The sequence below is a fragment of the Delftia sp. DT-2 genome (assembly GCF_028401915.1).
Taxonomy (GTDB): Bacteria; Pseudomonadota; Gammaproteobacteria; order Burkholderiales; family Burkholderiaceae_C; genus Comamonas; species Comamonas tsuruhatensis.
Window position 1 is genome coordinate 267,583 of the sequence record NZ_JAQOTI010000009.1, and the last position, 25,544, is coordinate 293,126.

15 protein-coding genes are annotated in these 25,544 nt (G+C 60.6%); 14 read left to right on the forward strand and 1 reads right to left on the reverse strand.

Annotation, left to right across the window (positions count from 1 at the left end):
• Window positions 1-94: 94 nt before the first annotated feature.
• Window positions 95-2,632, reverse strand: a complete 2,538-nt coding sequence (locus PO605_RS18270) for a DUF7657 domain-containing protein (protein ID WP_047472406.1) — start codon at window positions 2,630-2,632, stop codon at window positions 95-97.
• Between the two features lie 457 nt (window positions 2,633-3,089).
• Here PO605_RS18270 and PO605_RS18275 point away from each other — a divergent pair, with 457 nt between their 5' ends.
• The 14 genes from PO605_RS18275 (at window position 3,090) to putA (ending at window position 25,485) form a co-directional block, all read left to right on the forward strand.
• Entirely contained in the window at window positions 3,090-3,443 is a 354-nt protein-coding gene (locus PO605_RS18275) for an undecaprenyl phosphate-alpha-L-ara4N flippase subunit ArnE (protein WP_047472407.1), read from the forward strand.
• A 13-nt stretch (window positions 3,444-3,456) separates the two neighbouring features.
• Window positions 3,457-4,452 (forward strand): glycosyltransferase family 2 protein, encoded by a 996-nt coding sequence (locus PO605_RS18280; protein ID WP_080649909.1) that lies wholly within the window; start codon window positions 3,457-3,459, stop codon window positions 4,450-4,452.
• Between the two features lie 9 nt (window positions 4,453-4,461).
• Window positions 4,462-5,556: an acyltransferase family protein gene (locus tag PO605_RS18285; protein ID WP_016448474.1), complete on the forward strand. Its 1,095-nt coding sequence runs from the start codon at window positions 4,462-4,464 to the stop codon at window positions 5,554-5,556.
• A gap of 243 nt (window positions 5,557-5,799) precedes the next feature.
• Window positions 5,800-7,614: a hypothetical protein gene (locus tag PO605_RS18290; RefSeq protein WP_047472408.1), complete on the forward strand. Its 1,815-nt coding sequence runs from the start codon at window positions 5,800-5,802 to the stop codon at window positions 7,612-7,614.
• Window positions 7,615-7,700: 86 nt separating this feature from the next.
• Window positions 7,701-8,498 carry an HAD-IIB family hydrolase gene (locus PO605_RS18295; protein ID WP_047472414.1) on the forward strand — a complete coding sequence of 266 codons (798 nt, stop codon included), beginning with the start codon at window positions 7,701-7,703 and terminating at the stop codon, window positions 8,496-8,498.
• A 622-nt stretch (window positions 8,499-9,120) separates the two neighbouring features.
• Window positions 9,121-9,711: a fimbrial protein gene (locus PO605_RS18300; RefSeq protein ID WP_047472409.1), complete on the forward strand. Its 591-nt coding sequence runs from the start codon at window positions 9,121-9,123 to the stop codon at window positions 9,709-9,711.
• Between the two features lie 113 nt (window positions 9,712-9,824).
• On the forward strand, window positions 9,825-10,586 hold the full coding sequence (locus PO605_RS18305) for a fimbrial biogenesis chaperone (protein WP_047472410.1): 762 nt from the start codon (window positions 9,825-9,827) through the stop codon (window positions 10,584-10,586).
• Window positions 10,587-10,860: 274 nt separating this feature from the next.
• Window positions 10,861-13,953 (forward strand): fimbria/pilus outer membrane usher protein, encoded by a 3,093-nt coding sequence (locus PO605_RS18310; protein ID WP_047472411.1) that lies wholly within the window; start codon window positions 10,861-10,863, stop codon window positions 13,951-13,953.
• 716 nt (window positions 13,954-14,669) lie between these two features.
• Window positions 14,670-15,311 carry a fimbrial protein gene (locus PO605_RS18315; protein ID WP_272206718.1) on the forward strand — a complete coding sequence of 214 codons (642 nt, stop codon included), beginning with the start codon at window positions 14,670-14,672 and terminating at the stop codon, window positions 15,309-15,311.
• A 104-nt stretch (window positions 15,312-15,415) separates the two neighbouring features.
• Window positions 15,416-16,192, forward strand: coding sequence for a fimbrial biogenesis chaperone (locus tag PO605_RS18320; protein ID WP_052195805.1), 777 nt, complete (start codon window positions 15,416-15,418; stop codon window positions 16,190-16,192).
• A 261-nt stretch (window positions 16,193-16,453) separates the two neighbouring features.
• The gene (locus tag PO605_RS18325) at window positions 16,454-19,204 is read left to right on the forward strand and encodes a fimbria/pilus outer membrane usher protein (protein WP_442874732.1); all 2,751 of its coding nucleotides are present in this window, start codon (window positions 16,454-16,456) and stop codon (window positions 19,202-19,204) included.
• Between the two features lie 115 nt (window positions 19,205-19,319).
• A complete protein-coding gene (locus PO605_RS18330) occupies window positions 19,320-20,108 on the forward strand; it encodes a hypothetical protein (RefSeq protein ID WP_047473725.1) in 789 nt (262 codons plus the stop codon).
• A gap of 150 nt (window positions 20,109-20,258) precedes the next feature.
• Window positions 20,259-21,266: a fimbrial protein gene (locus PO605_RS18335; protein WP_197065175.1), complete on the forward strand. Its 1,008-nt coding sequence runs from the start codon at window positions 20,259-20,261 to the stop codon at window positions 21,264-21,266.
• Window positions 21,267-21,447: 181 nt separating this feature from the next.
• Window positions 21,448-25,485, forward strand: a complete 4,038-nt coding sequence (putA, locus tag PO605_RS18340; RefSeq protein WP_272206720.1) for a trifunctional transcriptional regulator/proline dehydrogenase/L-glutamate gamma-semialdehyde dehydrogenase — start codon at window positions 21,448-21,450, stop codon at window positions 25,483-25,485.
• Window positions 25,486-25,544: the final 59 nt, after the last annotated feature.

Here is a 25,544-nt window from a genome sequence, read left to right on the forward strand (position 1 = left end):
TCACGATCTTTGAAGGCAAGGGAAGGGCTTGGTGCAGCAGGATCTCCTGATGCATCGGACCCAAGAGCCTTGCTCGGCAAATCCGTAAAGATTTCTATCGCCCCTCTTTTTTGATGGCAAACCAGTGCAGGCGCCTGTACTCGCCCATCCATGTCAACGAGGCATTGGAACGCAGATCGTTCGCCTGTGCAGCTTCCACAACCACGCGCTGAGCACCTGTCTTGGAGAAGTCAAACCGTTGTGGATGGATATCGACGCGTACATAGTCGACCGATGCTGCAGACGCACGGTAACCTGAGACATTTTCAACACTGGCGTCCGTGTAGAAACCAAGATGCTGATAGCGATTAACCACGGGCCATTCTTTTTCGGGCAACCCCATTCTGGACCACAGCTCCTTGTGCGGGTAGTACAACACACCATTGGAAATTGGAAATCCTGCTGCAGCGAGCATGTGCGGCCCTATGCCGTCGCCATTGAGCAAAATGGTCCTCAAGTGTCTGCCCTCTGAGTTGATGACATAGGGGATACTCCCTTCTGCTAGGCTCACGCTCTTGGGCGCCCGCATCACAGGATTGAAAGTCAGTGTTGCAAGCAGATGCACGGCGATCAACATGGCAACGGCGGCGCCCACTTTGCCCCTCAGCATCCACCAGCACATCATCGTTCCGACAATGACCATGGCCGATGTATAGACCCAACTGCCCTCCGGCATGAAAAACAGTGGTGTGCGATAGAGCATCCATGCAATCACCACTGCGCTGCCGAGAGCAGCCAGTGCCGGCACAAGGCAGCTCGTCCACCAACCGGGCGCTGGCTTATCGGCCAGCACCCCCTTCTCGGCCGCCAATGTAATCAAAACGACGCTCACCAGCCCCATACCCACATCCATGCGGAACGTGGGCATATTTCCCCAAAGTGTGTATTTGGCCAGCCAGATCGGCACGCCGACAAAGCCGTAGATCCAGTAGCAGGCAATGAAGGCCGTGCATGCTGCGACAGCCCAACGCCGCTCTCGCCGCTGCACCAGATGGCTAACGCAAAGCACAAGCAACATCAAGGGCAACAGGAAATAGGAACTGGCGGAAGACTGGTCGGTATGCGCTCCAGAAGCATGTGTCACGATATCCGCGTTGTTGTATCCACGCAGATGCCACAGCCAGTCCAGATCCCCCCCGGGCAGCGCGCCTCGCTTGCCGGGATATTCGGTTGCCCGCATCAATGCAACGGCGTCGTGCGTATCCATCCACCAGCTGCCTAGCAGGGCCGCGGCAACCACCCCCGCCGCCACGGCGCCTAGCACCTGCGGCATGCCCCAATGCAGCCGATCACGATTGTCTAGGCACCAGCCCACACCGACGAACAGCAGCAAACTGCCAACGATGATGAGCCAGGTGGGATACAGCACTAGGAACCAGCACGCCATCAGCCAGCCAAGACCGAGGCCTAGCAATAGCGCATGCCCGCGACGTGTGGTCTGCATCAGCTTGCATGCGAGCACAAAACCCAGTGCCGGGAACATCGTGGCGTACAGGGGCCAGTTGGACCAGGCGGCAGCGTAGGGGGCCACGCAGAAAGCGAACGACAAAGCCAGATTGAGCCCGCGCCTGTCAGGCCGCAGCAGGTTGAGCAGCAGCCAGACCGAAAGCAGGCCACCCCAGAACGGGAGCTGCCATTGCCAGCTCATGGCCTGGCGCAACGGCAGCAGGAAATATCCCCAGGTCGCAGGCTTGGCCAAAGCGGCCCAATTAGCGATCGGAACACCCGTCATGCCGATCACACCCATGTTCTGCCCACTCAAACCGATATTGGTATTCACGACCGGAAACTGCGGCTCATGATTGACCTGAGCCAGCACGTTCGGCATAAGCACGCCCCACTCGTCTCCACGAATGTCGCGCAGGTCGAACAGGCGCGCCTGGCTCCCCTTCGCGCTGAGCAGACTTTGCCCTATCGGGCTCTCCAGAAGCAGATTCATCGAACTGCCGGTAATGCCAGCGGTCACCAGCACGGCGAAGGCACCGACGATCAGCAGGTAACCCGTTCGCTCCTGCGTCCACTGGGACAGACGGCGCGCCAGCCTTGTGCGCTCAAGCCTGCCGAAACGGATGAGCAGCACGACGACCAGCACGATCCCCAGCGCCCACCAATGGCTTTTTTTTATCCTCTTGACGATCAATTCGGGGCTGCCACCCAACGAGCTTTGCAGCAAGAATGTCTGGCCCCCCGGGTAGACGACCTCGAGCCGGATGACATGCACACCGCCAGGAGGCTTCGCAGGTAATGTCACCGTCCAATCGAAGCCCACGCCCACCTGACCACCGGTGTAGGGGCTGTCCGCCGACAGCTCCGGCCTCGCAGTCCACGCCGCATCCTTCGCCTGGAATTCCGTCCCCAAAATGGAAAGCTTCATCGCAGGTGGAGCCGTCCCGTCCTGACCTGCCAGCACCCATCCTGTAAGCGACAGCTTGCTGCTGGGCTCATCGAGCGACCAATGCTCCAACGCACCCGATACTCGTGTCTTCTCCGGAGCCTGGGCGTGCCCCCCCACCGACACAAAGAGAAAAATGAGGGCAAAAAGGAAACGAAACATCAGTATTACGGCAATCTGTGAAGTCAGCACAGGCAACATCCCTCGACTGCGGCGAGGCATCGCCAGAAAGATGGCTAATTTACTCGACTGCGGCAAAGTAGCTCGTGGGAAAAGGCCGCAGTCGATGGCACCTAATGCATGGGCCGGCCAACGCAGTACGGCATTTCCACTAGCTGTACCTCGCGGCCGCCGCGGCCGCCGCGGCCGCCACAGGCCATGCACACTGCACGCGCGCGGCCTGCCGTACCTGCATAATCAGCAACGCCTACCGTACCGGGCGAGCTGGCGACTGCCTGCTCCATCAATCCTCGCACTAGTCTGACATCCGCATCAATGGGACCTCACTCGCAGCCGATCCAGATTTCCGCAGCATTTTGCAACCAGCGCCCTAAGTGCAGCCGAGCCGCAAGGAAAGCTCCTCAGCCATCCCGGCCCGTCATGTTTGCCTTGGCAACACCGGGCAGCACGCCTACCAAGACAACACACCTTCCAACACATGACACCTTTTCTCACCAGTCTAGCTGTTATTTGCGTCCTCGGCATTTCGCTGGGGCAGCTGCTTTTCAAGAAGGCAGCAGCCGCTATTCCGCTTTCCCCCTCTCTGATGGATATTGCCCTCAATGGCTGGCTGCTTGCGGCTTTCGCGCTTTACGGAGTCACCACGCTGGCCTGGGTGTGGATTCTGAGAAGTGCACCTCTGTATCTGGCTTATCCGATTATGGGACTGGCCTTTATAATTGTGCCCAGTCTGGCCTGGCTATTTCTGAACGAGCCAATGCACCCTAAAACTATTATCGGAGGCATCTTCATTGCAACAGGGATAACCATTGCATCCCAAGCACCCAATTAACAAAACAGATCACATGAAAATTTCAGTTGCCATCCCTTGCTACAAAGTCACACAGCATGTCATAGAGGTGATAGAAAAAATACCCGATTGCGTAACAACAATATATGCCGTAGACGATTGTTGCCCTGATGGCAGTGGAAACTGGATTCTGCAGAATTGCAAGGATCCTCGGGTGAGGGTACTTTTCCACACAAAAAACCAAGGCGTGGGAGGAGCGGTAAGCACGGCTTATGGTCAAGCGATCAAGGATGGAATGGATATCGTAGTCAAAATAGATGGCGATGGACAGATGAATCCTAAACTACTTCCACTTTTTGTCACCCCCATCATCCAAGGAAGAGCAGACTACACAAAAGGCAATCGATTTTTCAGGCTTGAATCAGTGCAAACCATGCCAAAAATCCGCATTTTTGGGAATGCTGCACTTTCCTTCATTACCAAAATCAGCTGCGGATACTGGAACATCATGGACCCGTCCAACGGATATACAGCCATCCACACGAGCGTCTTACGAGAACTACCCATCAGCAAGCTGGAAAAACGCTACTTCTTCGAGACCGACATGCTCTTTCGGCTGAACACCATCCGTGCTGTCGTCAAAGATATACCCATGGACGCAGTCTATGCAGATGAGGAGTCCAATCTCAAGATAAACAAGATCCTCCCGGAATTCCTGAAAAAGCATGCCATCCGCATAGGAAAACGCTATTTCTACAATTATTTTCTAAGAGATTTCAACGCCGGAACCATATATAGCATCTTTGGCGTTCTTTTTTTATCCTTCGGAATAATTTTCGGAGGAATTCATTGGATCAGCAGTTTATTGGACAATCTCCCGGCAAGCAGCGGAACAGTTATGCTCGCTGCCTTGCCTGTCATCATTGGAATCCAGTTCCTCATCGCCTTTCTGCACCACGATATTAGCAGCACCCCTCAGGAGCCGCTTAGCGGGCTGCTAATGGACGCATGCATACTCAAAGACTTCAGAAAAGATAGATTATCCTCTTGAGGAACCCCAATGTTAAAAAACGTGCAGACTTTGCGATTCTTTGCCGCATTCTGGGTGGTACTCCACCACATGAGTCCACCCGTGACGCCATTCACACTGACAATATTGCCAGAAGCGGTCACTCGACTGGGTTTTGCTGGGGTTGATTTATTCTTCGTAATCAGCGGACTGATAATGGCTGAAACCACGAGGAATCTAAAACCTGGATGGCATTCATTCGCACGTTTTTTAACGCAGCGATTTGGCCGAATCTACATTGGCTGGTGGCCATTTTTCTTTGTTTACCTCATCGCTGCATGGCATTTCCAAAATATCAAGCCTCAGACAAGCCTGTTGGGATCTTTCTTCCTGTGGCCTCAGGATTTAATGCTCTACCTTCTCCCCATTACTTGGACGCTGAGTTTTGAGTTGTATTTCTATGTCGTCGTTGCCTTGATTGTCCTCTGGCAAAGACGCTATGCGGCAAAGATCCTAGGGATCTGTGGCCTTGGCATCATCATTTTCAATGTCTGGCTGTACAAGAACGGGATGTACCTCCCTCAAAATGAAGGGAAGGCCAAGGCGAGCCTGCTGATTCCCTTCTACGCATCTCCGCTTGTCGTGGAGTTCATCGCAGGCTTTCTGCTATCGGAATTCGTCCGTCGACGGCCACAGCAATATATCTCTATCTGGGCGACTGCTGCCATTGCCTTTCTAGCTGCCGCATACTTCTATCAAATTCATGGGAATTTGAACGCCAGCGGGATGGCCGGATTTTTCCACGCCGGAGAAAGAGCCGTTCTTTTCGGCGGGTTCTCCTGCTGTCTTGTGGCCTGCGCCATGGAGTTTGAGCGAAAAAACATCACCCCGTGGAAATTGCTGCAATCCCTGGGAGATGCCTCATACAGCATATATCTCAGCCATATCATGGTGCTCGTTGCGATGAGCATCATCTATTTCAAATCACCCGTGCGAATTCCCAATACCATCTGGGCTCTTGCAAGCATATTAGCCACACTGGTATTTTCCTGGCTTTGCTACCGCCTCGTTGAATATCCGCTCTATCAGATATTCAAGAAAAAAGTCTCCACCTGGTTCGGATTCTCCTCGCGCAAAGGCGCTTGACAGCAGGAACTTCCTCTTTTATCGAATCTCCAACTCGCGACAGTAGTTCTCCCCAGATACTCCCCTACAAGCTGGAAAAATATAATCCAGAAAATCATGAATGAGGCCAGGGGCATCTTTTAAGAGCCCCTGCTTTTTATCATAACCCAAGCCTCTGCAATTCCTGCGTCTTCCCAAATGACCCCAACCCGTATTTCACCAAAATCATTCCATCTTTCCGCGCTGAACTTGGTGGGACTGGTGATGTTTGCCACGGCCAATTTTTCACAGGCAGGAACTGCTGCAAGGCCATCCGATCAGCCCTTGATTATCGCGCCCACCGTCGAGGGCATATATTTGTGCGATGAGGCCGTTGCAGACAAGAAGATCCGGACCCTCAAAGAGGCCTATGCGTTCTGCCGCAAAAGCGGCATGGATGGTGCCACGGCTGTCACGCGTCTCCTCGATACACTGGAACCGGGCGGCCCCAAAGGCTCTGTTCAAATTGGCTACACGGCAACCCTGCAACTGCTCGACCTATATCACCGCACGGGAAAGGGCTGGGAAATTGACGACTCCAAGGTTGACAGTTTCCTGAACGTCATCCGAAAGATTCCACGCCCCGTCGTTGTTTATCTTGCGGCCGACCATTTCGATTCATTAGGGCCCATCGTAGAGGACCTGCGCAAGACTCCCAAGAATCTGATGCAGTTGCGTGATGGCAAGCCGTTGCAGTTGGACTACTTCGGCTACAGCATCCTGCCCTATACACTTGCGACAAATCCGGAAATTCCTGTCAACCACTATCGCTTCAAGGCACTTGAGCATGTGGCAAAAAAAATCCAGGAACTGCCTCTGCCCGTGCAAAATCGCATCGTGGCCTATACGTTGGCCGGTGAACTTCACCATATGTTTCCAGACTTCGAGAATGGAATGGGCGCCTATAGGGACATCCGTGTGACGGACTACAGCCCGGAATCGATAGAAGGCTTCCGACAATGGCTCCGCACACACTACAGGGACATTCAACGATTCAAGGCGCAGACCGGCTTGGACTACGCGTCCTTCGATGTCATCCCAGCCCCCTCCAAGGATATTCGGAAAGAGAAACTCGGCTCCTTCGGCGAGCACTACGACGCATATGCCGACGGTACCCTGCCTGTTGCAGGATGGCTCTGGGATCCCGCACAGATCGTGGATAAAATCAACCTTTATGTGGATGGCAAGCTTGTCGGACCCATGGCCCGCAGCCTCAATCGCTTGGATGTCTACCGTGCCGTCGATGAAATCACAAACCCCAACACCGGTTTTCGGCGCGACATTGACTTCAGCAAACTGAAGCCCGGTCCTCATGTGGCCCAAGTAGTGGTCCTATCCAAAGGGCGGCGCTACAAAATGGCTGATGTGGATTTCGTGGTGGTGCCACGGGATCAAAGCAGCCCACCACCCGGATTGGAGCCTCGGCGGCTTGGTTGGATGCCAGCCTTTACGGCGCTGGAGCGCAAGGGCGCTCGCTCATGGCTGGACATGCCTCCCCCATTGCAGGACGTCTACTACAACCCTCTGGCACGTGACTGGAACCACTATCGAGAATCCCAAGTCTTCAATTTTTTGAAGACCTTCCATGAGCGCGCCCTCAAGGCGGGCCTGCCCGCAGCCAAGCTGTACTCCCACCAAATCATTCCCGATGTGAACCCCTCGTGGAATCCGCAGCTGTTCGCCTCCACCCAGACCCTGGATGGCAAGGCACCTTGGAAGCAGGGCCTGAACATGTACGGCGGCGCCACAAACAGCGACTGGCTGCGCGGTTTCATGAAGCAGCACCAGATCGGCAGCGGCTACGGCGCGCCCGAGTTCAATCCGCAGCAATGGAAACTTGACGGAACGCACCTGGCCGCGCTGAAGGCCCACTATGACGCAGGCGCCACCTTCATCAGCCCCTACTACTTCTCGGTGATCAACCAGCGCTTCAAGGGCGCGGCCGAACACGGCGTCAACCGCATGGAGCTGTCCCCAGACAACCCCAAGGACGGCTCCGACAAGTTCTACAAGGCCATCGTCGAGTTCGCCAGGCAGTAGGATGGAGCCCTTGCGCGCACGGTCCGTGCGCGCAAGCGCTGCCCTTTTACAAGCCGCCCCGGGCGGCTTTTTGCATTTTGACGACCGTGCCTACAACCCTCCAGCCGCTGTCCCTCTGGACACCTCCCGCATCGCCGCTCGGCATCCTCACCGACATCGACGACACCCTGACCACGGAAGGCGTGGTGCCGGCCCATGTCGTTGATGCCATTGCCCAGCTCAAGCAGTCCGGGCTGCGCGTGGTACCGATCACCGGCCGCCCCGTAGGCTGGAGCGAGCCGTTTGCCCAGGCCTGGCCCGTGGATGCCATCGTGGCCGAGAACGGCGCCGTGGCACTGCGGCGCAATGCGCAGGGCGGGCTGGACAAGCTCTACCAGCAGGACGAGGTCACACGCACTGCCAACTACGCGCGCATGCAGCAGGTGCTGGCCGAGATCGAGGCCACCGTGCCCGGCGCGCTGCGCGCCACCGACTCGGCGGGCCGCGAATGCGACATTGCCGTGGACCATAGCGAATTCACCCAGATGCCCCAGCAGGACATTGACCGCTGCGTGGCCATCATGAAGGCGGCGGGCATGAACGCCACCGTCAGCTCCATCCACATCAACGGCTGGTTTGGCGCGCACAACAAGCTCGAAGGCGCGCGATGGATCCTGCGCACCCTGTTCGACATCGACCTCGACGCCACGCTGGACCGCTGGATCTACATCGGCGACTCCACCAACGACCAGCTGATGTTCGAGCACATGCCCCACAGCCTGGGCGTGGCCAACATCGCGCGCTTCGTGCCCCAGCTCAAGCACCTGCCTCGCCATGTCACGCAGGCCGAGCGCGGCGACGGCTTTGCCGAAATGGCGCAGTATTTGCTGTCCCAGCGCCCCTGATCCACAGGGCCGAGGGCCGGTGCTGCCCTTGCAGGCCTTCGCCCTCGACCACCCCTCCTGATCTGCGGGACCCGCGCCCCCTCCGCAGACACCATCACCCTCAGCACAGGCAACCGCCCGGCGCAGGCGGGCTGCGCACCCTCTTTCCCCCATTCGACAGAGCAAATCTAGGACTATTCCTAGATCCAGGCTCAAAAATCAGAATGCGCCCTATTTCATATAACGGCGGCGCACACCTAGAATCCATCACATACCCAAAGAATAGGTTTTTTCGCCTTTTTCTTTGACATATTCTCTCCTGAACCCCGTCCGCGCCATTGGGCACTGGTGTCTTTGAGCAATTCAATTTCAAACATGCCAGAGAAACAAACCTCGCCCAACCCTCGCCAACGCTCCCTCATCCGAACAATTTCTCCATGTCAGCGCCACCACCTATTCCAGCATGATCGCAACCCCTGCAAATCATTGACCATGCTGACAGTTACCAACCATTGGATTGATGAGGTGAACATGGGACACTGATGATTTATTAACCACTCAACCATTCACACAATCTCCTATTCCATCAGCGGATTCATCGCTGCTGGAATTTCATTTATCTCTTCAACTCGAGGGAATACCCATGAAAAAGATCGCATTGCTGACATCGGTCGCCGGCCTGGTCATGATGACCATGAACACCGCTCAAGCAGCAGACGGCACCATCAACTTCACGGGCGAGGTGGTCACCACCACCTGCAAGGTGGACACCACGGTCGCCGGCGCAGCCAAGGACGGCGTGAAGCTGCCCAACGTGGCGAACAACCAGCTGGCCACCGTGGGCGCTACGGTCGGCCGCCAGGCGTTCTCGCTGGAACTCAGTGGCTGCGAACTGGCCTCCAGCGCCACCGCCACGACGCCTGTCTCCAAGGTCGCCGTGTTCTTCGAAGCCGGCCCCAACGTGGATCTGGTCACCGGCATGCTCAAGCCTGCAGCTGCCAGCGGTACTGGTGCGCCCACCGTGGCCTCCGGTGTCCAGATCGCCATCGTGGATCCCAGCAACAACGAGCGTCTGAAGATCGGTTCCGCCCAATCACGCTTTGTGGACATCGACAACAAGGTCGGTGGCACGGGCCGGGCCGTCATGCGTTTCGCCTCCGAATACGTGGCCACCGGCCCCGTGACGGCCGGCCGTACCGACACCTCGGTGACCTACTCGCTGGTCTATCAGTAATCACTGACTTTCAGGCATATCGGCCGCCTTGCGGTGGTCGATATGCCGTGTCTTCTGCTTTCGTGACATGGGCCCGACCCCATTCTTTCGCTCAAAACCCAGAGAGTTCTCCGATGCTGACGATCAAACGTTCATATGGGCTTGCTGCCATCCTGTTGTCCCTTCTTCTTGGAGCGGCGGCACAGGCCAGCGTGACATTGACGGGCACGCGCATCATCTTCCCCAGTGGCGAGAAGGAAGCCACCATCCAGCTCACCAACGAAGGCAGCAAACCTGCCCTGGTGCAGACCTGGCTGGACAAGGGCAACAACCAGGAATCGCCTGAGAACATCGACGTTCCCTTCGTCATCACGCCCACCATCATGCGCATCGAGGCGGGCAAGAGCCAGACGTTGCGCATCATCTATTCGGGCGAAGCACTGCCTGCCGACAAGGAATCCCTGTTCTGGCTCAACGTACTGGACGTCCCGCCCAAGGCGGAAATGGAAGGCGACTCCAACAATCTCCAGTTCGCCTTTCGCACCCGTGTCAAGCTCATGTACCGACCCAGCAACCTGCCCGGCAATGCCCAGGAAGCTCCTGCCCAGCTTCAATGGTCGGTAGACGTTGACGCCAAAAACCAGCCCGTGTTGAAAGCACGCAATCCCAGCGCCTTTGTGGTCAATGTGGCTGGCGTTGAAGTGCAACTCGGCGGCAAATCCTTCGAGGCAGGCGTCGGGCCCGTTCTTCCCGGCCAGGTGGCCACCTTTCCAATCAAGGAACCTGCGGGTGTCAATATGGCTGGCGCGGCAGGTGCCACGGTGATGTTCAGCAGCATAAATGATTGGGGCGCCAGCCTCAACCACGAAGCCAGAATCGGAAATTCCGCCCAATAAACAGGGCAATGCGAGCACAGCCACGCGAATCCCCCGTCCTTTCCGGCCTGATTATCTAATGCCACTGCATTTTTAGCCCGGCCAGCACACCGATACCCAGCGTTAATACCCGGCGAAACGGCATCGGTCTCTTTACCGGGACTGGCACATCGGCCTTGGCCGTTCGCTTTGCATCGGGCGCACAGCATTAGGAGATAAGCAAATGATCAGGCCAGTCTTTCCAGATTCAGAAAAGGGAATCAAAAGCCGGCATACAAGGCAAGGAAAAGGAACAATGCCGGGGCCAGGCCAAGGCCCTGCCGGATATTTCCAACTGAAGCCCGGCCATGCGCTGCTGCTCTCCGTGCTGGTGTGCTGGCAGTCCGAGGCCCAGCAGGGGCAGCAGGTCAAGGAAGTCACGACCTCCACGTCCACCGGCCAGTGGCAGCCCACGCCGGCTGCCGTCGACTTCGACCCCAGCTTTCTGAACACCGGCAAGCAGACCATTGATGTCTCGCGCTACTCGCGCGCCAACGTGGTCACGCCCGGCAACTACAGCCCCGACATCTACATCAACGGCAACTGGGTTGGCCGCCGCGAAGTGCAGTTCAAGGCCCAGTCCGGCTCACAGGACGCGCTGCCCTGCCTGGACAAGGCCCTGCTGGAGAAGGTGGGCATCGACCTCTCACGCCTGCCGCCCGAGGCCGCCTTGAAGCTGGCGGCCGACGGTGGCTGCAACCGTCTGGACCAGATCGTTGCGGGCGCCTTGACCAGTTTCGACTTCGGCAAGCAGCGACTGGACCTGAGCGTGCCCCAGGCCTCGCTACGCCGTTCGGTGCGCGGCTATGTCAGTCCCGACCAATGGAGCGCTGGCGTGCCTGTCGGCCTGCTCGGCTACCAGTTCAACACCTACCACGGGCGCTCCAGCAACGCAGAAAACACCACGCAGAGCTACCTGGGCCTGAACGGCGGCGTCAACATCGACCGCTGGCATTTCCGGCACAACGGCTCCTTCAGCTGGGCGGACACTGGACGGGGCAACTACCAGAACATCTCCACCTACGCACAGCGCGACATTGCCGACTGGTCTTCCCAGCTCATACTGGGCGACACCTACACGGGTGGCGACCTGATGGACTCCACCTCGTTTCGCGGCATACGCTTGAACAGTGATGACCGCATGCTGCCCGACTCCCAGCGCGGCTACGCGCCCGTGGTGCGCGGCGTGGCCAACACCAATGCCCGAGTCACCATCACGCAGAACGGCATCAAGCTCTACGAAACCACGGTGGCGCCCGGCGCCTTCGTCATCAACGACCTCTATCCCACGGGCTACGGTGGTGACCTGCAAGTCAGCATCACCGAGGCCAATGGCGCCGTGCGCAGCTTCTCCGTTCCCTACGCGGCCGTGCCGCTGTCGCTGCGTGAAGGGCAGAACCGATACAGCCTCACTGCGGGCGTGGTGCGCCACCTGCCCAACACCTCGCCCATGTTCTCCCAGGCCACGTGGCAGCACGGCTTCACCAATATGCTGACAGGCTACGGCGGCGTGTCCCTGGCCAAGGGCCATATCTCGCCCATGATTGGCGCAGCGCTCACCACGCCCTGGGGCGCCTTCGGCGCAGACATCACGCACGCCTCCACCAGCATCCCCCACGACGGTTCCTTTTCCGGGCAGAGCCTGCGGGCCAGCTACGCAAAATCCTTTGCCCAGACCGGCACCCACGTGGCCATTGCCGCCTATCGCTACTCCACCAACGGATTCTTCGGCCTCAACGACGCCATGCGCGCACGGGATCAGGCCAATCTGCTACGGCCCTCCACGGACCTGTACCGGCCGCGCAACCGTGCCTCCCTGGTCATGGGCCAGCAGTTCGGGCCTGGGGGAGGCAACCTCAGCCTCACGGCGTCCACTGCCAAGTACTGGAACCGACAGGGCTCCAACGTCGACTACGCCATTGGCTACAGCAACTCGTTCCGCAACATCTCCTACAACCTCTCTGCGGCGCGCCAACGCGATGCCTGGGGACAGTCCAACACGTTCCTGCACGTGGGCCTGTCGATTCCGCTCAGCATGGAGCGCGGCATGATGCTCTCCACCAATACCAACCGCGACTCGCGCGGCCGCGTGCAGGCCCAGGCCAACCTGTCCGGTCTGCTGGGCGACGACAACGCCATCTCCTACGGCCTCAGCGCCAACCACAACACCGGTGGCATGAATGGCAGCAGCACCAGTGCCAGCGCCAACGCCACCTACCGCGCATCGCAGACCGAACTCAGCGGCAGCGTCAGCGCCAGCAGTGGCTACCAGCAGTTCTCGGTAGGCGCGCGTGGCGCCATCGTGGCCCACCCGGGCGGCGTGACGCTGTCGCAATCGGTGTCTGACACCTTTGCCATCGTGGAGGCCAAGAACGCGGAGGGCGCGCGCATCAACAACGCGCCCGGAGTGAAGGTGGACAGCCGGGGCTATGCCGTCGTGCCCTACCTCACACCGTTCTCGATGAACGAGGTCTCCATTGATCCCAAGGGCCTTTCCACCGACGTTGAGCTCAAGGAAACCAGCCAGCACGTCGCGCCGCTGGCCGGTGCCGTGCCGCTGCTGGTCTTCAAGACGGCCTACGGCCGCTCGGCCGTGATCCGCGCGCGGCAGGCCGGCAACATGCCTGTGCCCTTTGGCGCCAGCGTGCTGGACATGGACGGCAAAGAGTTGGGCGTGATCGGCCAGGCCGGCAAGCTGCTGGCGCGCGGGCTATCAGACCAGGGCGAGCTGCAGGTGCAGTGGAAGACCGACACCGGCATGGTGGGCTGCAACCTCTCCTATACCCTGCCTGAAAGAAAGCGCAGCACCACCCACCAGCCGCCGCAAAGCCTGGAACTGCCCTGCGTGGCCAGCAACAAGCTGCTGCCTGCGGCCACCGACGTGGCATCTGCCAAGCCGGGCAAGACCGCGGCAACCTCAACCGCAACCACCAATGCCAAGACAGCCGTGGCAGGCGCCCCGGCCTCCAACGCTGCGTCGGCTGTGGCTCTGGCCGGCATCACCCAGGAACGCATGGCAGCAACGGCACCGGCCACGGCAGTCGCCAGCGCCCCGGCAGTCACTGCGGCGGCAGTGCTGCCCGCTCGTGCCACACAGCCGAGCGGCAGCCAGCAGGCACTGAAGCTGGAGCGCGACCTGGACGGCCTGCGCATGAGCGTCAAGATCAGCGCCTTGCCCACCACGGTGCCAGTCACCAGCAACACGGGCAGAACTCCCGTGGCGGCAGGGCACGACGCAGGCACCGGCAAGCACAAGCCGCCGCAGCAAACCCTGCGGGCTGACCGTCCGCTGGCCATCCTGCAGCCCAGCCTGAAGATCAGGGTCCTGGCATCGGCCGATCAGACATAAGCACCGGAAAGCAGCCCAAATAGGCCCCTGCCAATGCAGGGCCACGTTGATTGCCGGCACCAGCAGGCTTCCATTTCCGACTCCCGCGCCGACTGCAGATACGTTGGTACGGGTAGCCATCGGCATGCAGCTATTTGCCGCCACTGCCCAAACGCTGTTCATCAAGACCCGCAAGATTGACTGCGGGCCTTGTGCCGCAGGGCGGCACAGCCGAGACCTTGCTCTTCTCGCAAAGACCATCGTCCGCTTGTCTGCCGGCATCAGCTGCATCGCAGATCCCCCCAAACCCATAGGCGACAGCCTTCCCACAAGGCTTGGCCCCGCCATTTCTGGACCCGCGCACGCACAGTTCGGATCACCAATTCGTAAGCAACTGAAGACGAGATAGGACTATTCCTAGGGAATCCCAAAAAATCCGCTCAAAAATCAGGAAATTCCTAGAGAGAAAATCGCGAAATTCAGAATTATCCAATTTCATTTCAGCGAGCATGTGTTGACAATAAGCCGATCAGACAAATTGCCAAAAATCAGAATCTGATTCTTCGAAATCTCGTCATCAACGAGAAGAATCCAGCGTCAATTCATATTCCCCAAAAACCTCTTCAGCCATACCCCATTGACGCATAAAAAATATATTACCTGCAACTTTCAGCAGCAGCAACTCTATAGCCGTCGATATCTGGAATCATTCAAAAATATCCAATATCAAATCAGAAATGGAGGTGCATCAAAGAAAAAGTTTCAAACAAGATAATTACTTCAATCCACCATATTCATCAAACTCAATTTCACCAGGCATAAATATGAAATTTTCTGCATTGAAATTTTCGGTTGCGGGCTTGTCCTTGCTTGCACTGAGTTCTGTCCATGCGCAATCCACTCAGAGTGGAATCGTCAGATTCACAGGAAATATTTCTCCTGTCACTTGCATCGTCAATCTAGGAAGTCGAGACCAGAAGATCGATTTCGGTATCGTCCCTCCCAATGACCGCGGTTTTACTTCTGGCGGTGGCGCCGTGGGCAACGTTGCTCTTCCCGCCCATCAGAGAACGATCACCATCAGACTGGATGGCTGCTCAACCCCAGGAGCGAACAATCAGCCCACCACTGCCACGGTCCGTTTTGATGGCCCCATCAGGAACGGCCGCATCAATACGAGCAATGCCACGGCCGACATCCAGTTACTGGAGAACAACTCGACAACGGCCATCTGGGATCTGAGCGGCCCGTCCGCGCCTGTCAACCTGCAATCAGGAACCAATACGCTCAACTACATCGCCAGGTACTACGTGGCTTCCGTGCCCCTTGCCTCAGGAGAGGCGAATGCTGAAGCGACTTTCACCATGAACTATCAATAGGCAGTCCACCGCCTCAGAGAAGCGCCGGCCACCTTCTGGTGGCTGGCGCATTCAACCCCAATGCCTGTGGCATTTCTCTCATATACAGAAATTCAGGATCTCCTATGCCGGTGAAAAATCGCCGATCCAGTCTGCTGTCACATTGTTTCGCCATGGCCGCATTGCTTATTTGCGTCCTCCCGGCCAATGCCAGCATAGTCCTCTATGGAACACGGGTCATATTTTCAGGCGACGAGACGGAAGCCACTCTCAAGATTTCCAATGAAGGAAAATTGCCATCGCTGGTGCAGTCATGGCTGGACACGGGCGATGGAGATATGGCGCCCGAGGGCATAGATGTGCCCTTTGTGATCGCGCCGTCGCTCACCCGCCTGGAAGCCTCGGACCAGCAGATGCTGCGCATCATCCATTCCGGCCAGCCCCTACTCCAGGACAGAGAGTCATTGTTCTGGATCAACGTGCTGGACGTGCCGCCCAAGACCGAGAACGCGAAAGGCTCCCAGGGCAGCCTCGCACTGGCCTTTCGCACGCGCATCAAGCTGATCTATCGCCCCAAGGGCCTGCCGGGCGAGCCCAGGGATGCGCCTGAACAGTTGCAGTGGTCCGCAAGCACCACCCAAGACGGACAGGCCGTACTTCATGCCCGCAATCCGACCGCGTATGTCGCCAATCTGGGTCATATCGCCATAGAGGCAGCTGGCCAGAGTTTCAAGATGAATGTAGGACATGTGCTGCCAGGAGAAACGGCAAAGTTTGCATTCCAGAAGCCCGCCGAAAACGAACAACTACCCAAGGAGCTTCCCGCGGACGCAGTCGTGGTCTACACCAGCCTCAACGACTGGGGCGGGGCCGAGGGCCACAGGGTCGAACTTGGGCGCTGACGGTAGCCGAAGCCCTAACGCAGCACCGAAAGCCTCCATGCCGGTCACGCGTGACTGGCCGAGGTAGGCAGCACGGCGCAGCAGGTGCAAAAAAAGGCATGTCCATCGAGAGGGATTGCTATGAAGAAAAAAGCCGATAGGGTACGGAAGCCAGGCTGTTTCCCGTTCAAGGCCAAACCACTACCTGCCTTGCTGCTGGCAGTACTGGCCTGTTGGCAAATGGATATGCGCGCCTCGCAAACAGAGCACACCGCCGGCAGGATGCCGCCCGCACGCGCACAGCACATCGAATTCAACAGCAGCTTTCTGCGAGGAGGCGACGGGATCGATGTCTTGCGTTTTGCAGAGGGTAATTCTGTGGAACCGGGTCTCTACAACCCGGACCTTCTGGTCAACGGCAACTGGATGGCCCGCACCGAGGTGCGGTTCACTCAACGCAGTCGGGGTGCCAGTGCCCAGCCCTGCTTCAACATGTCCCTGCTGGAGCAAATGGACATTGACATGGCGAGCCTGCCGGCGAATGAGGATGTTGTGGATGGAGACCCGGCGTGCCTGCGCATTGAAAAGGTCGTCCCCGGCGCTTCCGCAAGCTTCAACGTAGGTTTGCAACGACTGGATGTGAGCATTCCCCAGATCCTGATGCGGCGCGTGGCAAGCGGCTACGTGAGTCCGGAGCAGTGGAACGCGGGCGTGACGACCGGCACGCTCGGCTATGACTTCAACACCTACCATGCGCGCGGCGGGCCAGCGGGCAGCAGCACCCAGGGCTACCTGGGCCTGAACAGCGGCTTCAACTATGCGCGCTGGCATTTCCGGCACAGTGGCTCGTTCAGTTGGAGCGATCAGGGACCGAGCCGTTACCAGAGCATCTCGGCCTATGCGCAGCGCGACATCGCCGACTGGTCATCGCAACTGATCCTGGGCGACACCTACACCGACGGGGAGATCATGGACTCGGTCTCCTTCCGCGGCCTGCGGCTGCGCACGGACGACCGCATGCTGCCCGAGTCGCAGCGCGGCTTCGCGCCCGTGGTGCGCGGCGTGGCCAATTCCAACGCCCGGGTGGTCATCCGCCAGAACGGCATCAAGCTGCAAGAGACCACGGTGGCACCGGGCGCCTTCGTGATCGATGACCTGTACCCCACCGGCTATGGCGGCGACCTGCAGGTGGATATCGAGGAGGCCGACGGCTCCGTGCGTTCCTTCTCGGTGCCCTATGCGGCCGTTCCTCGTTCGCTGCGCGAGGGCCAGCACCGCTACAGCCTCACAGCAGGCGCGGTGCGCGGCCTGCGTGAGAGCGCTCCGCTCTTCTCGCAGGCAGGCTGGCAGTACGGCCTCTCGAACATGCTCACGGCCTATGGCGGCGCCACGGTCGCCAAGGGCTATTTCTCGCCCACGCTGGGCGCCGTGTTCAATACACCATGGGGTGCCTTTGGCCTGGACCTCACACACGCCAGCACCCGCATCCCCCATGACCGCAGCTACTCAGGACAAAGCCTGAGAGTCACCTACGCCAAGACCTTCCCGGAGTCCGGCACGGGCATCACCCTGGCTGCCTACCGCTATTCCACCAACGGGTTCTTCGGCATCAACGAGGCCATGCGGGCGCGCGACCTGACCCGGCCCGCTGCCAGCGGCGCACCGCCCCTGCTGTCGCGCCCGCGCACGCGCGCCGCAATGACACTGAGCCAGCGCCTGGGCGAGCAAGGCGGCAACCTGAGCATTTCCGCCTCCATGGACAACTACTGGAACCGCGCGGGCCGCCGCGTGGACTACACGCTCAACTACAGCAGCTCGTGGCTGGGCGTTCCCTACAACCTGTCGGCCTCGCGCCAGCGCGATGCCTGGGGCCGCCCCAGCACGCAGCTGTACGCAGGGGTGACGATTCCGCTGGGGGCGGGAAAGCCCAGAGTCATGAGCCGTTTCACACATGACTCGCGCGGCGGCAACCAGTTGCAGGCCAGCACCTACGGGCAGGCCGGCAGCGATCTCTCCTATGGCCTGAATGCCGAATACGGCAGCAGCGGCAACCAGGGATCGCGCCTCAATGCAGGCGCCAATGCCCTCTACCGCCGCCCGTACACGCTGTTCAGTGGCAGCGTGAGCGCGGGCCGGGCCGGCCAGCAACTGTCACTGGGCGCGCGCGGCGCCTTGGTCGCCCATCCCGGAGGGGTCACGCTGTCGCAGCCCCTGGGCGAGACCTTCGCCATCGTGCAGGCCCCGCATGCCGAGGGCGCGCGCCTCACCAATGCGCCCGGTGTACGCATCGATGCACGGGGCTATGCCGTGGTGCCCTACATGACACCCTACGCCATGAACGAGGTGTCGCTGGACCCCAAGGGCATGTCAATGGATGTGGAACTGCAGGAAACCAACCGGCGCGTCGCACCGGTGGCCGGTGCCGCCGCCATGGTGGTGTTCAGGACGGCCTACAGCCGCTCGGCCGTGCTGCGCCTGACGCAGGCGGACACGTCGCCCGTGCCTTTCGGCGCCGTCGTCTCGGACGAGAGCGGCAAGGACCTGGGCATAGTGGGCCAGTCCGGCAAGCTGATGCTGCGCGGCCTGTCGGACCAGGGACAGTTGCACGCCCAGTGGAAGGCCGGCGATGGCACCGCCCATTGCAGCATGGCCTATTCGCTGCCGGCGCGGGAGCGCTCCACCGGCTCCCGTGTGCCAGCCAGCATGGACCTGCACTGCGTGCCGTCCCATCTTGCCGCAGCGCCGTCCCATCAGGCCGCGCTGACACACAGAGCCGAGACCTCGCGCCCCATCGCCATCCGCCAGTCCAGCCTGCCCTTCCAGGCCGAGAAGCACCTTGGCGATTTGCGGCTGAGCCTGCGCATCAGTGTCTTGCGCACCACGGCCGATGCGAAGCAGTACACGGGCCAGGTGCAGCCGCCCTTGGCGCCGGACGGCCAGGCAGACAACAGCCCTGGCCTGCGGATCGATCGCAGCCTGGTGGGTGAATTGCGGGACTCGCCGACACAAGCCCAGGCCTCGGTCGGCGTCTGAACCGACGCGGTACATGGCGGTGCCCACCCACTTTCCGGCACGCGGTCCGCCGGTCACCTGCCCTGCGATATTGAAATCCAAGAACCGCCTTTTCTTTCAGCAACGGAGCATTTTCATGACCATTACCCGTGCCATCGCATTGTCCTCAGTACTCTTCATTTTTTCCATAGGCCAGGCATACGCGCAAGCTTTTTGCTCTAACGATGGAGTCGGCAATTCCATCAACGATGGCAAAAATCACTATGTCCTCCTGCCCAGTAGAACGCTGGAGGTCCCACTGCCGTTTGATATTGAATCTCGTGCAATCGGCAGTGTAGTGGGCCGCGTCGCCTTTCTCCCTTATATCATCAACAAGAAATATACTGGAATGAAAGGGGGTGCAATGTTCTGTGCAAAATACCAAACCTCTGGCTGGTATGGCGTGGGCACCTTTCACCAGAAGCACCGGGCTTATGAGAGCTCCATTCCCGGCATAGGACTGCGCATAGATTTCAGAAAAATGCCTGTTCCGACCGACCCAAGCAATGCAATACAGAGCTACTTTCCCATCCAGGAACTGTCCGATGCTCCCATCTATATCTATCTGGTGAAGATTGGCCCGATCAAACAGGCAGGACCCCTCAAAGGGGTTTTCCTTCAATACAAGGTCGACGACGTGGTCATCGCCCAATACCAGTTTGACCGTGAGGCCACCGCTCCGACCGGTCCGTTCTGCACCGCGAGCCTCAGCGCAGAGAACCCGGCCACGGCCGCCGTCGCCCATTCTTCCGGTCGCCCCGCTGCTGAGGGCAGGCTGCCGGAAATGATCGCCAAAGCTCCATCCTGCCTTGCGGATGAACTGCCAGGCATCAAGCCGGTCATGGGAAGTTCCAGTGTCGCCCAGCTTTCGTTCAACCGCCACTGATCCCAAGCCTGCCTTTGCGAGGGCCTTGGAGCAGGCGCTGCACTCCTCAGAGATGCCATGCGCCTGCACATGCCAGGGCTAACGGCACACGGCACAAGACGCCACGTTGTTCTTTCGAAGTGGCGCCTTGATTCCAGATGGAGAACCAGAATGAATATATACAAGCTTTTCGCATTTTCCATGGGAATCATTTTTTCCACCATTTCCGCATCCCATGCAGCAATCTGCATGCCGGCTGACTCCAATCCGACCACTGATGGAAAGAACCATTACATTGCATCTTACCCCGTGAATCAGGTCCTGAGTTTACCCATCAACATAAACTCCGAACCAAACGGCAAAGTGTTTGCAACAATTCCGATTAAACCAGTAGTCAACAACAAGACTCATTCATCAATAATTGCGCAAGTGGTTTGCTCCGGCGCTAGCAGACCTTCATTTTCAGGAATCGGAGCACCTGATGTCAGAATCTACCCCAGCAATGTCTCCGGAATAGGATTGCGCATATCGATGAAGGGGATTGGAACAATTCCCAACGAACTGCCCATACTGACAAATTCGTATCCCATTCCCGAGGGAGAAAATTTCATCATTACAATAGAATTCATAAAAACAGGACCCATCAGTACTATTTTTGGAGATATCCAACTGGCAGGACCATACATGGAAATGAAAATTGCCGGAGCACTCGCCGCGCAATACGTTTTCTCCGGTGTCACCCTGGTCCCCACCAATCCCACCTGCACGCTGGTGTCGGACAGCATCAGCGTACCGCTGGGCACGCATCCCGACACACGCTTCACGGGTTTGGGTGCGACCACGGACAAGGTGCCCTTCTCCATCGAGCTGAGCTGCTCCGGCGGCGACCCGAACACCCAGATCAAGCCTTTCGTGACGCTGTCGGGCACGACGGACACGCAAGTCCCCTCAGTGCTGGCGCTGACCGGCTCGCAGGTCAGCGGCGTTGGCGTGGAGGTGCTGAGAAATGGCGCGGTCCAGGGCTTTGGCGCAGCCAACGGCTGGCAGGCGGGCACGATTTCGCAGGGCACGGCAAATTTCCAGATCGACCTGGAGGCGCGCTACCGGCAGATCAGGAATACCGTGAGCGGCGGTGGCAGTGCAAATGCCTTGGCGACCTTCACCATCGACTACCAGTAGGCCGGTCGCAGCACGGCCGTAACACGGCGGTATCGGCTTGGGCCGCGAGACAAAAGGGTTAACCCCAGTCCAAAAACGTCGCAACCTCTGCGACATTTCAACCAAGCAAGGTTGCACCATGTCTTCTTCATGGTGCATCTCCATTCGCATTTCCCACCTTTCCATTCCTCACTGACACACCATGTCCACCACCGTAGGCATCAAGGTTGATGACGCCCTGCGCGAGCGCATCCGCATCTCCGCCCAGCAGATCGGGCGCACACCGCACTGGCTGATCAAGCAGGCCGTCGTCCGGTACGTCGATGCCCTGGAGCGCGGCGCAACCACCATCCGGCTTGCAGGCGCAGGCGACAGCCCTGGCGATGTCACGATCGAAGAGGCGCAACCCAACACCAGCCAAGAGGTGCAACCCTTTCTGGAATTCGCCCAATCCATCCTGCCGCAGACGCCGTTGCGCGCTGCCATCACGGCCGCCTGGCACCGGCCCGAGCCCGAGTGCCTGCCCGTGCTGCTGCCGCTGGCACGCGCCCAGGATGCCCAGCAGGCCGACAGGGTGCGCGAGCTGGCGACCCGGCTGGTACAGGGCCTGCGCGATGCGCCGGCCGGCAGCGGCGTGGCGGCGCTGGTGCAGGAGTTTTCCCTGTCCAGCCAGGAAGGCGTGGCGCTGATGTGCCTGGCCGAGGCGCTGCTGCGCATTCCCGACCGCGCCACGCGCGATGCGCTGATCCGCGACAAGATCAGCAAGGGCGACTGGCGTGCCCATGTGGGCCGCTCGCCCTCGCTGTTCGTGAACGCGGCGGCCTGGGGCCTGGTGCTGACGGGCAAGCTCACATCCACCAGCAGCGAGAAGAACCTGTCTTCGGCGCTGACGCGCGTGATCGGCAAGGGCGGCGAGCCCCTGATCCGCCAGGGCGTGCACCGCGCCATGAAGCTGATGGGCGAGCAGTTCGTGACGGGCCAGGACATTGCCGAGGCGCTGGCCAACAGCCGCGCCTATGAAAAGCAGGGCTTTCGCTACAGCTACGACATGCTGGGCGAGGCGGCCGCCACCGATTCCGACGCACAGCGCTACCTGCAGGCCTACGAGCAGGCCATCCACGCGATCGGCGCGGCGTCCAACGGGCGCGGCATCTTCGAGGGGCCGGGCATCTCCATCAAGCTGTCGGCCCTGCACCCGCGCTACAGCCGCGCGCAGTACGAGCGTGTGATGGCCGAGCTGCTGCCGCGCGTGCTGCGGCTGGCCGAGATGGCCAAGCAGTACGACATCGGCATGAACATCGACGCCGAAGAGGCCGACCGGCTGGAGCTGTCGCTGGACCTGCTGGAGGCCTTGTGTGCCGCGCCCTCGCTCAAGGGCTGGAACGGCATAGGCTTCGTGGTGCAGGCCTATCAAAAGCGCTGCCCGCAGGTGCTGGACCACCTGGTGGACCTGGCCCGCCGCAGCCGCCGCCGCCTGATGGTGCGGCTGGTCAAGGGCGCCTATTGGGACAGCGAGATCAAGCGCGCCCAGGAAGGCGGCCAGGCCGGTTACCCCGTCTATACGCGCAAGGTCTATACGGACGTGAGCTACCTGGCCTGCGCGCGCAAGCTTCTGGATGCGCCCGACGCCGTCTACCCCCAGTTCGCCACGCACAACGCGCAGACGCTGGCCAGCATCTACCACATGGCCCAGGCTGTGGGCGGCAGCTACTACAGCGGCCAGTACGAGTTCCAGTGCCTGCACGGCATGGGCGAGCCGCTGTACGCACAGGTGACGGGCCCGGCCTCCGAAGGCAAGCTGGCCCGCCCCTGCCGCATCTATGCGCCCGTGGGCAGCCATGAGACGCTGCTGGCCTATCTGGTGCGCCGCCTGCTGGAAAACGGTGCCAACACCTCGTTCGTGAACCGCATCGGCGACGCCTCCGTGCCGGTCTCCGAGCTGGTGGCCGACCCGGTGGACGAGGTGATGAAGATCGCCCGCGTTGAAGGCCGGCTGGGTGCGCCGCACCCGCGCATTGCACTGCCGGCCGACCTGTTTGCACGGCAGGGCGAGAAAGACGCGCAGGCCCGCGCCAATTCCCAGGGCCTGAATCTGGCGCACGAGCAGCAGCTGGCCTCATTGGCCGCCGCACTGCTGCACAGCACGCGCCAGACTTATCTGGCCGCGCCCGCAGAGGCCGACCTGCCTGCCGACCCGGCGCGTGCCGAGGGCTGGCAGGCCATGCGCAATCCGGCCGAGCTGTCCGACATCGTGGGCTGGGTGCGCGAGGCCACCGCTGCGGAGGCCGAGGCCTGCGCCACCCGCGCCGCCCAGGCCGCGCCGATCTGGGCCGGCACGCCTGCTGCCGCCCGCGCCGATGCGCTGGCCCGCGCCGCCGATCTGCTGGAGCAGCGCAGCCAGCCGCTGATGGGCCTGATCATGCGAGAGGCCGGCAAGACCCTGCCCAACGCGGTGGCCGAGATCCGCGAGGCGGTGGACTTCCTGCGCTATTACGGCGCCCAGGTAGCTGCGCATTTCGACAACGCCACGCAGCGCCCGCTGGGCGTGGTGCTGGCCATCAGCCCCTGGAATTTTCCGCTGGCCATCTTCTGCGGACAGGTGGCCGCAGCCCTGGCTGCCGGCAATACCGTGCTGGCCAAGCCCGCCGAGCAGACCCCGCTGACGGCCGCCGCCATGGTGGCCCTGCTGCACGAGGCCGGCGTGCCACGCGATGCACTGCAGCTGGTGCCCGGTGCGGGCGAGACCGTGGGCGCCGCCCTGGTGGCGCATCCGCTGGTGGCCGGCGTGATGTTCACGGGCTCCACCGAGGTGTCACGCCTGATTGCGCGCCAGCTGTCGCGCCGCCTGTCGCCCGCAGGCCGCCCCATTGCGCTGGTTGCCGAGACCGGCGGCCAGAACGCCATGGTGGTGGACTCCTCGGCCCTGGCCGAGCAGGTGGTGGCCGATGTGCTGGCCTCGGCCTTCGACTCGGCCGGCCAGCGCTGCTCTGCCCTGCGTCTGCTGTGCCTGCAGGAAGAGGTGGCCGACCGCACGCTGACCATGCTGCGCGATGCGCTGCAGGAGTGGACGCTGGGCAACCCCGACCGCCTGAGCACCGATGTGGGCCCCGTGATCGACGACGCGGCACGCCGCCAGATCGAGGAGCACATAGAGCAGATGGCCGCAGCGGGCCAGAAGGTCACCCGCGTGGAGCGCAAGGACGGCGTGCTCAACGGCCACTATGTGGCACCCGCCCTCATCGAGATCGACAGCACGGAGCGCCTGCAGCGCGAGGTCTTCGGCCCCGTGCTGCACGTGATCCGCTTCAGGCGTGAGCAGCTGGACGCGCTGGTCGATGGCATCAACGCCACCGGCTACGGCCTGACCTTCGGCGTGCACAGCCGCATCGACGAGACCATTGCCCACCTCACCCAGCGCGTGCATGCGGGCAACATCTATGTGAACCGCAATGTGATCGGCGCCATGGTGGGCGTGCAGCCCTTTGGCGGCATGGGCCTGTCGGGCACGGGCCCCAAGGCCGGCGGCCCGCTGTATCTGCACCGCTTGGTGCAGGGGCCTGCCAGCGCGGCGCTGTCGGTCTTCGCACGGGCGGAGTCGCCCGTCCAGGCGCCGCTGCAGCTGTTGGGCCTGCTGCGCGAGACGCTGTCCAAGGCGCCGCCGGATGCCATGTCCGCCGACGAGCAGGTGCAGGCCCTGGCCGCCTGTGACGCGGCAGCCTCCGCATCGCGCCTGGACGCGGCCATGCCGCTGCCCGGCCCCACGGGCGAATCCAACCGCTACCGCCTGCTGCCGCGCGGCCCCGTCTGGGCACTGCCGCGTACGCCGCTGGGCCTGGTGGCCCAGGTGGCAGCAGCCCTGGCCAGCGGCAACGCCTGCCATGCGGTGCTGCCCGACAACGGAACAGGCGCCGACAGCGGCTGCGCCGCCACCTGGCAGGCGCTGCGCGCCGCTGCGGGCGATGCCGGTGTGCCATGGCTGCACAGCGCCAGCGCCGACTCCCTGGGCGATTCGGCAGCGCCCATGGCGGCCTTGCTGTTCGAGGGCGATGGCGACGCCCTGCTGCAGGTCTGCGCCCAGGTCGCCGCGCGCGACGGTGCCCTGGTGCGCGTGGAAAGCCGCAACAGCGACGAGCTGCATGCGGGCCGCGGCTATGACCTGGCCGCGCTGTTCCACGAGCAATCCATCAGCACCAATACCGCTGCCGCAGGCGGAAACGCTCAACTGATGACCATGGCTTGAACCGCCGGGGCCGGCACAACCGGCCCCTGGCAAGCGCCCCGCACCACCCGAAAAAACAC

What these genes read in the sequence shown, in the direction of transcription:
- PO605_RS18270 (WP_047472406.1), bottom strand. Translation starts at nt 2,632, where the DNA reads ATGTTGCCTGTGCTGACTTCACAGATTGCCGTAATACTGATGTTTCGT.
- PO605_RS18275 (WP_047472407.1), top strand. Translation starts at nt 3,090, where the DNA reads ATGACACCTTTTCTCACCAGTCTAGCTGTTATTTGCGTCCTCGGCATT.
- PO605_RS18280 (WP_080649909.1), top strand. Translation starts at nt 3,457, where the DNA reads ATGAAAATTTCAGTTGCCATCCCTTGCTACAAAGTCACACAGCATGTC.
- PO605_RS18285 (WP_016448474.1), top strand. Translation starts at nt 4,462, where the DNA reads ATGTTAAAAAACGTGCAGACTTTGCGATTCTTTGCCGCATTCTGGGTG.
- PO605_RS18290 (WP_047472408.1), top strand. Translation starts at nt 5,800, where the DNA reads ATGTTTGCCACGGCCAATTTTTCACAGGCAGGAACTGCTGCAAGGCCA.
- PO605_RS18300 (WP_047472409.1), top strand. Translation starts at nt 9,121, where the DNA reads ATGAAAAAGATCGCATTGCTGACATCGGTCGCCGGCCTGGTCATGATG.
- PO605_RS18305 (WP_047472410.1), top strand. Translation starts at nt 9,825, where the DNA reads ATGCTGACGATCAAACGTTCATATGGGCTTGCTGCCATCCTGTTGTCC.
- PO605_RS18310 (WP_047472411.1), top strand. Translation starts at nt 10,861, where the DNA reads ATGCCGGGGCCAGGCCAAGGCCCTGCCGGATATTTCCAACTGAAGCCC.
- PO605_RS18315 (WP_272206718.1), top strand. Translation starts at nt 14,670, where the DNA reads ATGGAGGTGCATCAAAGAAAAAGTTTCAAACAAGATAATTACTTCAAT.
- PO605_RS18320 (WP_052195805.1), top strand. Translation starts at nt 15,416, where the DNA reads ATGCCGGTGAAAAATCGCCGATCCAGTCTGCTGTCACATTGTTTCGCC.
- PO605_RS18325 (WP_442874732.1), top strand. Translation starts at nt 16,454, where the DNA reads ATGCCGCCCGCACGCGCACAGCACATCGAATTCAACAGCAGCTTTCTG.
- PO605_RS18330 (WP_047473725.1), top strand. Translation starts at nt 19,320, where the DNA reads ATGACCATTACCCGTGCCATCGCATTGTCCTCAGTACTCTTCATTTTT.
- PO605_RS18335 (WP_197065175.1), top strand. Translation starts at nt 20,259, where the DNA reads ATGAATATATACAAGCTTTTCGCATTTTCCATGGGAATCATTTTTTCC.
- putA (WP_272206720.1), top strand. Translation starts at nt 21,448, where the DNA reads ATGTCCACCACCGTAGGCATCAAGGTTGATGACGCCCTGCGCGAGCGC.